This is a genomic window from Hydrogenophaga sp., assembly GCF_041633695.1.
GTDB lineage: Bacteria > Pseudomonadota > Gammaproteobacteria > Burkholderiales > Burkholderiaceae_C > Hydrogenophaga.
Genome location: NZ_JBFJMY010000089.1, coordinates 1 through 12,472 on the forward strand (window position 1 = coordinate 1; position 12,472 = coordinate 12,472).

Genomic DNA, 12,472 nt, shown 5'->3' on the forward strand with positions numbered 1-12,472 from the left:
ATACGGGCGCCCGATGGCTTCCATCAGACGCTCTTTTTCCTCCGGCTCATACCCCAGCGCATCGATACCCACCTTGGCACTGCTGGGGTCGAGAATACGGATCACGATCTTCTCGCCGAACAGCGTGGGCAGGGTGCTGACCCGGAAATCGATCACCCGGTCCGGGCCGATCTTGAGCTTCATCTTCCCGTCTTGCGGCACCCGCTTTTCGGAGATGTCCATGCGGGAGATCACTTTGATGCGCGACGCGAGTTTGTCCTTGATGGCCACCGGCGGCGAGGCGATTTCCCGCAGCTCGCCGTCGATCCGGAACCGCACGCGGTAGGTGTGTTCGTAGGGCTCAAAGTGCAGGTCGGATGCCCGCATGTTGAAGGCGTCCAGCAGCATCTTGTGCAGGAACTTGACCACCGGGGCGTCGTCCACGTCCGAGGTGGTTTTGTCAACGGCTTCTGAGACCGCCGATTCGGCGGCCATCTCGTCGAACTCAAAGTCGCCACCGATGATGTGGTCCATCGCCTCGTTGGCGCTGGTGTTCTGCGAGTCCACCAGTTTGCTGAGCTTGTCGTACTCGGCGATGACCCAGTCCACCCCAAGCTGGGTGGCGAATTTGATCTTTTCTGCGGCCTGCTGGTCCGCAGGGTCGGCGGTGGCGACCAGCAAACGGTTGTTGCGTTTGCTCAGGACGACGATGCGGTAGTCGGCACAGATGCGACCGTCCAACAAGTCTTTGGGTAGCCGCTGGACGTCAATGGCGTCCAGGTCCAGCAAAGGTGCGGCGAACGCCGCCGACATGGTGTGGGCGAGGTCGTAGGCCGATACCGCGCCAGAGCCGGTCAGTTCCGCGATGAAACTGCTGCGCCCACTCTGGGCTTTTTTGTACAAATCCTCGGCGGCTTTTTGCCCGAGTTTTCCAGCGGACACGAGCGCGCGTCCCAAACCGGGCAAGGCCATGGAGGGGGTATCTTGGATGACCGTGTCTGCAGACGCCATAAACCCGTAATCTATCGCAAATCAACGACTTGGACGGCATTACTGAGGTGGAATGTGTCTAAATGGCGGATTCTGACGGCCAGGCGTTGTATGCAGGTCGCTAAACGGGCTTGGCTGTGCTCGGCGCCTCCGGTGGCGACGATCGCTCTGAGTTGGTCAAACCCGTCTGGTGCGCAGGCGCCGATCATCCTGTTGGCAGCCAGGCGCTCATGGCTTCGGCCAAGGTCAGGGGCGTTTCGTCCAACAATTGGCGCACCAGGCGCTGTTCTTCTGCCCCCGCACGCGCACCCAGCGGGTCCTGGGGCAAGATCCGGTGCCGCAGGACGCCGTGCGCCAAGGCCAAGCGTCGAAAATCGGTGCCGGATTGTGCGGCCTCCCAGGCCATGAGGATGGCCGTGGTGATGTTGTAGAGCGCGGTCGCCGCCCGGCGGGTGTCTGCATCGTCGGCAGCTTGGGCGCTTTCCTGCATCAGCTGCACCACTTGATATAGGGTTTTCCCTAGGCTTTCGCGCGAACGCACCGGTATGTGTTCGTGGTCCAGCTTGTGTTCCAGGTAACGCTGCAGGAACGGCAGCGTGTGGTCGCGCTGGATCGAGCGCGCCACGTCCAGCGCCACGATGTTGCTGGTGCCTTCCCAGATCGAGCCCAGCAAGGCGTCGCGCACGATGCGTGGATCGGACCATTCTTCGATGTAGCCACAGCCACCGCGCACTTCCATACCGTCCTGGGTGACCTTTCGGGCGTCGCGGCAGGCGCGGAACTTGATCAGCGGCGTGAGGATGCGGACCAGTTTTTCGGCTTCCTGGTCACCGCTGTCTGCCCGGCCCATGCAGACGGAGAGGTGCATGAACATGGTGCGGGCCTGTTCGCTGGGCAGCAGCATCTTGATCAGCGTGCGCTGCATCAACGGCATGTCGATCAGGTGGCGGTTGAACGCCTGGCGGTTCCGGGCGATGAACAGGGCTTCACCCACAGCACGGCGCATCAGACCGGCGGCGCGTACGCCGTTCGACAGGCGCGACATGTTGATCATGGTGGCCATGTTGTGGAAGCCTCGGCCGATCTCGCCCACCGGATAGGCGGTGGCGCCGTCCAAGCGGATCTCGCCACTGGCCATGGAGCGCGTGCCCAGTTTGTCTTTCAGGCGCACGATGTGGTAGCTGTTGCGGCAGCCATCGGGCAAGGTTCTGGGCATCAGGAACAGACCCAGCCCCTTCATGCCAGGAGGGGCTCCGTCGGCCCGCGCCAGCACCATGGCCAGGGCTGCATCCGGGTTGGAGCAAAACCATTTCTCCCCTTGGAGTTTCCAGCCGTCGCCGTCGCGGTAGGCGCGGGTCGTGACGCCCGATACGTCCGAACCCGCGCCCTGTTCGGTGATGAACATGGCGCCTTGCGACAGCTGGTCAAAGTCCTGTGTGGTGAGTTCGGGCAGGTAGCGATCGATCAGCGCCTGGTCACCGTGCTTGAGCAAGGTGCCGGTGAGGGAGTCGGTCATGCTCAAGGGGCAGCACAGACCAAACTCGGATTGCACAAACACATAGGTCAGGGCGTACTTGACCAGTTTCGGTAGCGCTTCGGGCCAGTCGAACACACCGGCACGGTGGCTCATGGCGGCCAGGCCCAGGCGGGAAAATGCCATGCGCTCCAGCTCCACGTATGCGGGGTGTTTGTCGATGCGCTGCAAATCCTGACCGGTGCGCGTGCGGTGCTTGAGCGTGGGCGGGTGGCGGTCGGCAAGTTGGGCCAGCTCGTCCAGCGGTCCGCCCGCTGCGGCACCGAGCTCAACGAAAACGGCCTCAACGTGGCGGTAGAGCGCACCGGGCAAATAGATTTGCAGCAAGGCGGCCAGCGACGGGTCGGTGAGAAAAAGATTGGCGCCGTGTCGATCGGGGATCGCGGTGGAGGTCTGTGCGGTAGTGAGGTTGGGCATACGTTCTTCTCCTGGTGTGGGCGTTGTGCGGCGCGACAAAGGCAGCACTCGCTGCTCAAGGCGCCGCGGTGAGCCCATAAGTCAAGCCGGCCGCCAACAGACCGGCCAGGCACAGCGAACACAAAGACAGTCTGAGGTTCCATTGCAGCGCGGCGGTGTGCGCGTCGTAGCCGGTGATGCGGCTCAGCAGCATCGAATTGGCCGAATACGGGGTCCCGGCGACGGTCAAGCCCCAGCCGGACACCATGCCAAAGCCCAGACCGAGCAAGGCGGATGGGGGCCAGATGGGGGCCAGCATGGCGCCGATCAGGGTGCCGGTCACGATGGGGTTCAGGCCCGCCATGCCGGCCAAAAACAACAGCCAGGGCACGCCGAATGCCACCAGCGGACCGGCCCAGAGCGGCAGGCCAAAGTCCAGCCCCAGCAAGTACAAGCCAGCGCCGCCCGCGAGCACACCCAGAAAGGCGGAGCCGCACATCACCACCAGTTCGTTGCTGACCTGCGCCATGGATGGCAGGCCTTCGGGTTCGCCACGCAGCCGTTTCAGCAGCCAGCCGAGTGCGACGGCGCCCGCGCAGCTGAGCGCGACGGCGCGCGAATAGCGCATCTGCGCGAAGCTGCTCAATACCCAGGCGCCGAGGCAAATGGCTGCGATGTAGGCCGTGAAGCGCAGCCAGGGGAGCATGGCCGGCGCGCGCGCCACGGCGTCGGCCAGGACAGGACCGTCGCTTGCGGGCAGGACTTCAGGCTCGCGAAAGACACTGCCCAGCAACAGGTACAGGCAGGCGAAAGGCAGGCTCACTGCGATCAATTGGTGCAGACCCAGGCTGGGCAGAAAGGTGAGGGTGATCACGACCGAGATGGACAGCGGTGAGCAAATGGAGGACAGGGCAAAACCCCGGAGCACCGCCCGCGCCGCGTTGCGCGTGAGGCTGGAGTCGCCGCGCAATTGCTTCACGCGCGCGACCACCGTGCCCATCACCCCGACCGATCCGAAGTTGAGCGGTACCGCGAGAAATCCGGTGGCGAAGCTGATGCCCAGGTAGCGCGGCAGCGACCGGCCGGCAAAGAGGCTGCCGGACAAAACGCCCAGATCGCGTGACGTGCCCAGCGTGGCCGACAGCAACATCACCGCCACCACCAGGGCGGTGAGGTGGGTGGTGCTGGCTGCGGCGTTGCCCAACAGCTGGGGTGCCCAGTGCCACGCTGCCAGACCGGAGGCACCGACCAGCAGCAGCAATACGCGCGAGACCCGGCGCAGGTCGCGCCAGCCCGCGAGTACCGCGACCAGAACCAGTGGTGCGCCGAACAACTCCGTGTGTGCCGACGGTGGCAACAGACCGATCAGCAGCGCCAGGTAGGCGAAGACCGAACGCACGGTTCGGTAGGGAACCGGTGCCACGCCCAATGCCTGCTCTGTGCCCGCAGGGGCTGTCGTGCCGTTCGCCATGCCGAGACCGGGCGTCAGAGCCGCACCGGTGGGAGCAAGCTTGCGCCCGTCAGCGCCTGCACTTCTTCGAAGCTGTTGCCGGGGTGGAGTTCGTGGACTTGCAGGCCTTGCGGGGTGACATGGATCACGGCCAGGTCGGTGTAGATACGCGTCACCACCCCGGCACCGGTCAGGGGGTAGGTGCAGGTTTCCAGGATTTTGTGGGTCTGGTCCGCCATGGTGTGCCGCATCAGCACAAAGACCTGCTTGGCGCCAACGGCCAGATCCATCGCACCGCCAACCGCAGGCGGGTAGTGTTCCTGGTTGGTCGACCAGTTGGCGAGGTCGCCGCTGGCGGACACCTGGTACGCGCCGAGCACCGCGATGTCGATGTGCCCGCCCCGCATCATGCCGAAGGATTGGGCGTTGTCGAAAAACGCGCCGCCCTGCAGCAGCGTCACCAGCTGCTTGCTGGCGTTGATGAGTTCGGGGTTTTCCTGACCGCTGGCCGGTGACGGCCCCACGCCGAGAATGCCGTTCTCGCTGTGGTACACCACCTCGCGGTCGGGCGAGACGTGGTTGGCGACCTGGGTCGGCAGGCCGATGCCGAGATTGACGTAGGCGCCGTCCGGAATGTCTTGCGCCAGGCGGCGCGCGATGTCGTTGGTGTGGATCGGCTTCATGGTGTGTTGGCGCTTCTCTGGACCAGGCGGTCGACAAAAATGCCCGGCGTGACAATGCACTCGGGGTCCAGCGCACCGAGTTCAACGATGGCGGACACTTCTGCAATGGTGGTGCGGGCTGCCGTGGCCATGATGGGGTTGAAGTTGCGCCCGGCCGTGTTGTAGACCAGGTTGCCCCAGCGGTCGCCACGCTCGGCCTTGATCAGCGCCACGTCCGCTTTCAGCGCACTTTCCAGCACATAGCCCTGGCCATCGATGGTGCGGGTTTCTTTGCCCTCTGCCAGCGCCGTGCCGAACCCGGTGCGGGTGAAAAAACCACCGATGCCAGCGCCACCGGCCCGGATGCGTTCCGACAAAGTGCCCTGGGGCAGCAGCTCCAGTTCGATGGCTTTTTCTTCGTACAGTTTCTCGAACCACACCGAGCCGGTGGACCGGGGGTATGAGCAGATGATTTTCCGCACCCGGCGGTCGCGCAACAAGACGGCAATGCCTTCGTCTTGCACGCCGGCGTTGTTGGACACGAGCACCAGATCACGCACCTGTAGTTGATGCAGCGCCTCGATCAGTTGAAACGGGATGCCCGAGTTGCCAAAGCCGCCGATCATCACGGTGTCGCCGTCCCGGATGCCGGCCACCGCCTGCGCCATCGATGCCACGGTCTTGTTGATCATGGCTCTTGGCCTTTGCCGGCCAGGTTTGCCGGTGCACCGGCGTTCTGAGTGGGCTGGCGCCGGCCACCGCGCAGCCAGTTGACCAGGTAGATCAGCGCGATGATCGCCAAGCCGATCATGTCGCTGAAGCGTTCGGGGTAGATCAGCGCAATGCCGGCCAACAGAACCAGTGCGCGCAGCGGCCAGGCCAATGCACCCACGCGGTAGAGATAGCCTTCCATGGCGGATGACAGCACCCAGATCGCGATCACGGCGGTGAGCGAGGCCGACGCGATGCCCTGCCATGGACCTTGCAGGATCAGCGCCGGTTCGATCACGAACAGGAACGGCAATATGAACAGGATGGCGCCCAGGCGCATCGCATAAAACCCGGTCTTGACCGGGCTCGAACCCGAGATGCCGGCCGCCGTGATCGCGGCCAGGGCCACCGGTGGCGTGAGGTAGGACATCATGCCCCAGTAGAGAATGAACAAGTGGCTGGCCAGCGGGTTCAAGCCGGCCGAAATCAACGCTGGCGCCAGCAGGATGGACAGGAAGATGTAGCAGGCGCTGACCGTCATGCCCATGCCCAGCACGAAGCTGGTGATGGCGCCCGCGGCCAGCATCAAGGGCACGCTGCCGTTGGCGTACAGCAGCAGTTCGCGCGAGAAGGCACCAGCGACGCCGGTGTACGAAAGGCCACCGACGACCAGGCCAATGCCGGCCAGGATCGCCACCAGGTTGGCCAGGCTGCCGGTCAGGTCGGTCAGAAAGGTGATCGCGCGCTTCAGGTTCAGCCGGTGGGTGCGCTTGAACACCGAAATCCCCAGCAGCACCAGCGCCGCGTAATACGGCGCGTACGCCTCCAGCCGCATGAACAGCAGCATGTAGATCAACATGCCCAGGCTCAACAGATACGGCCAACCCACCTTCAAGGTGTCCCACAGTTTGGGAATCTCGGACTCCGGCAGGCCTTTCAAGCCACGGGCGGCGGCGTAGATATCGACCTGGAACAGCAGCGCCAGATAGAACAGCAGGGCCGGCAGAAAGGCCGCGATGATGATCTCGGAATAGGGCACGCCCAGGAAGGACGCCATGATGAACGCCACCGCGCCCATGACGGGCGGCATCAGCGTGCCACCCGTGGACGCGCAGGCTTCGATGGCCGCTGCGTAGTGCGCCGGGTAGCCGGTGCGCTTCATGGTCGGAATGGTGATGGGCCCGCTGGTCAGGATGTTGGTGATGACACTGCCCGACAAGCTGCCCAGGATGGCACTGGACAAGACCGCGACCTTGGCCGGGCCACCGCGGCTGCGGCCCATGAGGGCGGTGGCGAACTGCATGAAGAATTCGCCGCCGCCGGTGGCGGTGAGCGCAGCGCCAAACACCACAAAGCCAATGACCAGTTGGGCCACCACCTGCATCGGGATGCCGATGATGCTTTCCACCCCCATCACATGGGCGCGGATGGTTTCACCAAAGCTGTATTGCGTGCCCCACAGAAAGCCCGGCATGTGATCGGCAAACAGCGGGTAGGCGCCGAAGAGCAGGGCCACGCCCAGCAGCAACCAGCCACCGGCGCGTCGAACCCCTTCCAGCACCATCACCAGCATCACGCCCGCGGCCACCGTGGCGGGCAACGGGGCCGAGTAGTCCCAGCCTTGTTCGATGATGGTCAGGCCATTCAGGCCCAGGTAGAGGCTGGCGCACAGCACAGCAACGCACAGCAACCAGTCGTACCAGGGGACGCGCGAGCCAGCGCTGGCGCCGGCCGGGATGCTGATGAACGCGGCAGCCAGGAAGATACCGATCAGGTAATACAGATAGGAATTGCCCAGCGGCAAAAAGCCGAGCAAAGACAGATTGAAGGTCTGGTTGATGGCCAGCACCATACCGACGGTGCCCAGCGCCAGCCAGATCCATTTGGCCGTGCCGTGCAATCGGGGTTCGGGCTGCGCACCCAGTGGCAGCTCAGAGGCGGAACCAGTGGAAATGGACGAGTTCATGGATGCTGCGTTTCGGTAAAGAAGGCTTTGGCGCGGTGGCCGACAGCCGGGTCTGCCGGGATGCCGGCCGCTTGGGAAGCTGGGAATAAACCCCTGGGAAAAGGGCTGCCGCGATGGCGTGCGGCCCCAACAAACACCGCTGGTTGACCCGCACGCAGCCTCACCGCGCAGATCGCGCGGCGAGGCTGAACGGTCACAGTGGTCAGGCCTTTGCGGTGGTGGAAGAGCCGATCAGCTCTTGAGCGCTTTGAGTGCCTTTTCCCGCTGCTCGTCCCAGATCTTGGCGAACTCTTCGTCGCTCTTGCCCTTGCCTTCGGCCAGAGCCTTGGTCCAGGCGCCGCGCAAGGCGCTCAGGCGCGCCAGGCGGTCGTCGTTCCACTTCTGGTGCTCTGCCGTCCAGATGCCCCGCTCCTTCAAGTAACGGATCGCGCCGGGATGGAATGGGGCGTCGATGGCGGGGGTGCCGGCATCTTCGAGCTTCCAGCGTGGCATGACCTTGGTGGCGTCTTTGTACATGCCATAGGTTTCGTCCAGTGCCTTGACCACCGCGTATGCGGTCTTGTCGTCCATGTCGGCACGCACCACCATGATCGGGTAGCGGTAGGCCAGGATGTTGGCGGGCTTGGCTTCGCTGATGCCCGCGCCCACGGTTTCCTTGTACGCCTGGAAGAATGGCGCGACCGCCTTGAGGCGGGCCCAGCCTGCCTTGTCGTCGGCGGGAACATCCAGCCAACGGATGCCCTTGGGCGACTGCTCCAGCTCATAGACCTGGCTCGGGGTGGTGGTGGTGCAGGACGCGTCCGCCAAGCCCTGGGCCACCGAGTTCATGGCCGCACCATAGGTGGGAAAGGTGATGGCTTCCACATCGCTGTGGCTCAGGCCGGCAAACGACAGAAAGGCGTCGCACTTCACGTTGACGGACGGATTGCCCGCGACGTAGGCCACACGTTTGCCTTTGAGGTCTTTCAACTGCTTGATGTTGTTGTCGCCCGCGGTGAACACACCAAAGGCGCCCGGCCGGCCTGCGAGTGCGCGCAAGTCTTGCGGACCCCAGCGCCGCTCGCTGAAGTCGTGCACGCCTTCGGTGGCGAAGAATGTCTCTGTCGCAAGAAAACCGACTTCTGCGCGTTTGGTCAGCACCGGTTGCAGGCGGCCGATCGAAGAACCCGACGGCTGGATGCGGATCCGTGTGCCGTATTTTTTCCCGAAGGCATCGGCGATGGCCGATGCTTCGGCATAACCCGCAGAACCCACGTCGTAGGCGGACCAAGTCATGGAATCGGGCAGGTCTTGGGCCAAAGCGCCGGGAGCGGCACCCATGACGGTTGCGAAGGCGACTGTGGCCAGGATTTTCGATCGGTATGTCATCTTGTCTCCATTTAGGTTTTATCTTCCGCTGCTCTGGGGTGAGCTGCACGCAGAATGGGCGAGCGGATTTTGCAAAAGGGCTGCCACGGCAGTTCAAAATGCCGGCGCCCAACGCCTACACCGCGCGCACAACGGCCAGTGGCCGGGAACACCGATTTGCGTTCCACAGCGAGCAGCGGTGCTTCCCGTTGAAACCGCCCGGACACCCCTCGCGGCGACCTCAGAGCAGAATTCAACGGGGTTCATGTTGTCGCATCTGCGGGCAAACCGCAATTCTCATTTTCCAAAGCAAGGCTTCAGGAAAGCTGAACGCCGGGGCCCATGGGGCTGGATGCGCCGCGCACCGGGGCTGCGCGGCCCTGGCGCGTGGCGTCACGCGGGCGACAGGCCTTCGATCAACTGCCGTTTGAGCACCTTGTCGCTGAGCGTCATTGGGAAAGCGTCGACCTGCACGATGCGCGAGGGCCGCTTGTAAGGCGCCAGGTGCTCGGTGGCATAGGCTTGCAGTGCGGGCAGGTCGATGGTCTGGTGGGGCATGGGTTCAATGAAGGCCAGAATTTCCTCGTTGCCGTCGGCCTCGCGCCGCCCGACCACCGCCACCCGTTCGATGCCGGGAAAGGCGGTCAGCACCATCTCGACCTCGCCGGGGTAGACGTTGAAGCCTGAGCGGATGATCATTTCCTTCAAGCGCCCCACCACGGTCAACGCCCCATCGGGGTCCAGGTAGCCCAGATCGCCGCTGGCGTACCAACCGCCCGGGCGCATGACCTGTGCGGTGGCCGTTGGGTCGCGGAAGTAGCCGGGCATCAGGCCCACCCCGCGCATCCAGATTTCGCCGCGCTCACCGGTGGGCAGATCGCGGCCTTCGGGGTCCACGATGCGCAGCTCGGCGCCGTCAACCAGGTACCCCGCCGAGGTGTCTTCGCGGGCCACGCCGGTGCGCACCAGGCATAGCGCCCCGGCGTACTCGGAAAGCCCGTAGCCGTGGTGCAGCGGCTGGTTGAAACAGGTTTCAACCGCTTGCTTGAGCCCCATGTCCAGGGGGGCTGCGCCCGCGTACACATAACGCAGCGCCGGGCAGTGCGGGGGGTGATCGATACCCTGCTGGCGACGCCAGCTCAACAGCCGAGCAAACATCGCGGGTGGCCCCTGCAGCATGGAAACACCGCCTTGCGCCAGCGCATCGAACACGTCGGCCGGGTCGAACTTGCTGCGCATGATGAGTGCGGAACCGCCGTACAAGGACGCCATGAGCACGGTACCCAGGCCAAAGATATGGGTCATGGGCAGGTAGGCGTAAGCGCGGTCTTGGGGCGTCAGCGCGCGCGATTCGGCCGATACGCGGGCGAACTGCAACAAGCCTTCGTGTGTCACCAGCACGCCCTTGGGCTGGCCGGTGGTGCCCGAGGTGAAGATGATCGAGGCCACGCGTTCGGCCTGTTCCCCTTGCTCGGCCACGGCCTCAGAGTGGGTGGGTGAACGCTGCAGCGTGGACACTATCGACGGCAGGGCGGAGGCCGTGCGTGCGTGCGCTTGGGCCGCTTCGGAAACGGCGGTGGTGAAATACACCACGCGCGGATCGGCCTTGTCTATATAGGCGCCGATTTCAGCGCGCGTCATGCGGGCATTCACCCCGCACGACCAGGCGCCGACCCGGCTGCAGGCCAGCACCAGTGCCACATGCTCGGCGCAGTTCTCCGCCACCACCAGCACCCGGTCACCCGGGACGACGCCACAGTCGTGCAGCTCCTGCTCCAGCGTCGCCACCAGCTGGCCCAGATCGGCCAGGGTCCAGGTGGTCTCAGCGGTGAACAGAAAAGGCTGTTCCGGTGCACGGGCCGCGCGGGCATCAAAGAGTTCGTGGAGTCGGGTGGCGGTGTTCGCTGTCATGGCAGGGGAGTCACGGAATGGGTGGGAGGGGGCGGTTTGGGCGCTGGTGCGGCCGGGCGTTCAGGCAGGCACGTATTTGAATGTGCCCATGGCCCGGGCGACGAGTTCGCCGCTGTTGTCTTCGAGGTGGGCTTCGCAAAAACAGACCGATCGACCGCCGCCGATGGCTTTGCCATGTGCCACCAGCCGACCCCGGCCCGGTTTCAAAAACGCGGTAGACATCTCGATCGTGACCACCGCCTTCTGAAAATCCGAGCGGGACAGCGCCGCGCTGGACATGGCGCCGTCCAGCATGCTCATGATCACGCCGCCGTGCAGGTTGTGGAAGTTGTTGGTCAGCTCAGGCCGGGCCTCCAGCACCAGGCGCGACACCCCACCTTCGGCGAACTCCCGGCGCAAATCCAGCAATTGGTTGAAACCCACCTGGGCAAACAAGGCAGAAGTGTCGACGGGAGATTTCTCGGGGCTGTCCATGGCGAAGGCTCTGGGTCGATGGATTTTCAACGCCGCGCCTCGCGCGCCATGTTGCGCGCGATCACGATCTGCTGGATCTGGCTGGTGCCTTCGTAGAGGCGGAACAGGCGCACGTCGCGGTAAAACCGTTCGATGCCGTATTCGCTCAGATAGCCCGCGCCGCCAAAGATCTGCACCGCCCGGTCGGCGACCCGGCCACACATCTCGGAGGCAAACAGCTTGCAGCACGAAGCCTGGGTGGACACATTGCGTCCCTCGTCGCGCTGGCGCGCCGCGTCGATCACCATGCAGCGGGCGGCGTAGACCTCGGCCTGGCTGTCGGCCAGCATGGCCTGCACGAGCTGGAAGTCGGCAATGGCCTGGCCGAACTGCTTGCGCTCCACGGCGTAGTTCAAGGCATCGCGCAACATGCGTTCGGCCACACCGACGCAGATAGCGGCGATGTGGATGCGTCCTTTTTCCAGCACCTTCATCGCCGTCTTGAAGCCTTGCCCTTCCTGCAGGCCAATCAGCTGGCCAACCGGTACCCGGCAGTTCTCAAAGATCACATCGGCCGTGTGGGCGCCGCGCTGCCCCATTTTCTTGTCGATCTTGCCGATCGACAGGCCGGGCGTCTTCGCTTCCACGATGAAGGCCGACACACCACCCGCGCCTTTGTCGGCCGGGTTGGTGCGCGCCATCAGGGTGAAGATGTCGGCGGTCGGCGCGTTGGTGATGAAGCGTTTGGTGCCGTTGACCACATAGTGATCGCCGTCGCGGATGGCCGTGGTGCGCAAAGACGCCGCATCGGACCCGGCATCGGGCTCGGTCAGCGCGAACGAAGCCACCAGTTCGCCGGTGGCCAGCTTGGGCAGGTATCTGGCCTTTTGCTCTTCGGTGCCGTCAAACAGAATGCCTTGCGAGCCAATGCCCACCGTGGTGCCGAACAGCGAGCGGAAGCAAGGCGAGGTCTGGCCCATGGCGAACATGACCTCGACCTCTTCTTCCATGGTCAGGCCCAGGCCCCCATAGGCTTCGGGCACGGTCAGGCCAAACAGGCCCATCTGCTTCAT

The 12,472-nt window shown here is 64.3% G+C and carries 10 protein-coding genes; all 10 read right to left on the minus strand.

Features of this window, described 5'->3' with window-relative positions; translation table 11 throughout:
• A partial coding sequence (locus tag ABYB95_RS07760) for an ATPase, T2SS/T4P/T4SS family (protein WP_372657899.1) occupies window positions 1–990 on the minus strand: 990 nt, incomplete at its 3' end.
• A gap of 184 nt (window positions 991–1,174) precedes the next feature.
• The gene (locus ABYB95_RS07765) at window positions 1,175–2,920 is read right to left on the minus strand and encodes an acyl-CoA dehydrogenase family protein (protein WP_372657900.1); all 1,746 of its coding nucleotides are present in this window, start codon (window positions 2,918–2,920) and stop codon (window positions 1,175–1,177) included.
• 55 nt (window positions 2,921–2,975) lie between these two features.
• Complete coding sequence (locus tag ABYB95_RS07770; RefSeq protein ID WP_372657902.1) at window positions 2,976–4,370, minus strand: hypothetical protein; 1,395 nt, start codon at window positions 4,368–4,370, stop codon at window positions 2,976–2,978.
• 14 nt (window positions 4,371–4,384) lie between these two features.
• Window positions 4,385–5,032: a 3-oxoacid CoA-transferase subunit B gene (locus tag ABYB95_RS07775; protein ID WP_372657904.1), complete on the minus strand. Its 648-nt coding sequence runs from the start codon at window positions 5,030–5,032 to the stop codon at window positions 4,385–4,387.
• Window positions 5,029–5,703 carry a 3-oxoacid CoA-transferase subunit A gene (locus ABYB95_RS07780; protein ID WP_372657905.1) on the minus strand — a complete coding sequence of 225 codons (675 nt, stop codon included), beginning with the start codon at window positions 5,701–5,703 and terminating at the stop codon, window positions 5,029–5,031. Before ABYB95_RS07780 ends, ABYB95_RS07775 begins: the two co-directional genes overlap by 4 nt.
• Window positions 5,700–7,688, minus strand: a complete 1,989-nt coding sequence (locus tag ABYB95_RS07785) for a TRAP transporter permease (protein ID WP_372657906.1) — start codon at window positions 7,686–7,688, stop codon at window positions 5,700–5,702. The genes ABYB95_RS07780 and ABYB95_RS07785 overlap by 4 nt, the downstream gene beginning before the upstream one ends.
• A 231-nt stretch (window positions 7,689–7,919) precedes the next feature.
• Entirely contained in the window at window positions 7,920–9,056 is a 1,137-nt protein-coding gene (locus ABYB95_RS07790; RefSeq protein ID WP_372657907.1) for a TAXI family TRAP transporter solute-binding subunit, read from the minus strand.
• 372 nt (window positions 9,057–9,428) lie between these two features.
• Entirely contained in the window at window positions 9,429–10,946 is a 1,518-nt protein-coding gene (locus ABYB95_RS07795; protein WP_372657908.1) for a class I adenylate-forming enzyme family protein, read from the minus strand.
• A 60-nt stretch (window positions 10,947–11,006) separates the two neighbouring features.
• A complete protein-coding gene (locus ABYB95_RS07800; protein ID WP_372657909.1) occupies window positions 11,007–11,420 on the minus strand; it encodes a PaaI family thioesterase in 414 nt (137 codons plus the stop codon).
• Between the two features lie 26 nt (window positions 11,421–11,446).
• A partial coding sequence (locus ABYB95_RS07805; protein ID WP_372657910.1) for an acyl-CoA dehydrogenase family protein occupies window positions 11,447–12,472 on the minus strand: 1,026 nt, incomplete at its 5' end.

Coding starts and splice junctions, on each gene's coding strand:
- ABYB95_RS07765 (WP_372657900.1), bottom strand. CDS start 2,920: ATGCCCAACCTCACTACCGCACAGACCTCCACCGCGATCCCCGATCGA.
- ABYB95_RS07770 (WP_372657902.1), bottom strand. CDS start 4,370: ATGGCGAACGGCACGACAGCCCCTGCGGGCACAGAGCAGGCATTGGGC.
- ABYB95_RS07775 (WP_372657904.1), bottom strand. CDS start 5,032: ATGAAGCCGATCCACACCAACGACATCGCGCGCCGCCTGGCGCAAGAC.
- ABYB95_RS07780 (WP_372657905.1), bottom strand. CDS start 5,703: ATGATCAACAAGACCGTGGCATCGATGGCGCAGGCGGTGGCCGGCATC.
- ABYB95_RS07785 (WP_372657906.1), bottom strand. CDS start 7,688: ATGAACTCGTCCATTTCCACTGGTTCCGCCTCTGAGCTGCCACTGGGT.
- ABYB95_RS07790 (WP_372657907.1), bottom strand. CDS start 9,056: ATGACATACCGATCGAAAATCCTGGCCACAGTCGCCTTCGCAACCGTC.
- ABYB95_RS07795 (WP_372657908.1), bottom strand. CDS start 10,946: ATGACAGCGAACACCGCCACCCGACTCCACGAACTCTTTGATGCCCGC.
- ABYB95_RS07800 (WP_372657909.1), bottom strand. CDS start 11,420: ATGGACAGCCCCGAGAAATCTCCCGTCGACACTTCTGCCTTGTTTGCC.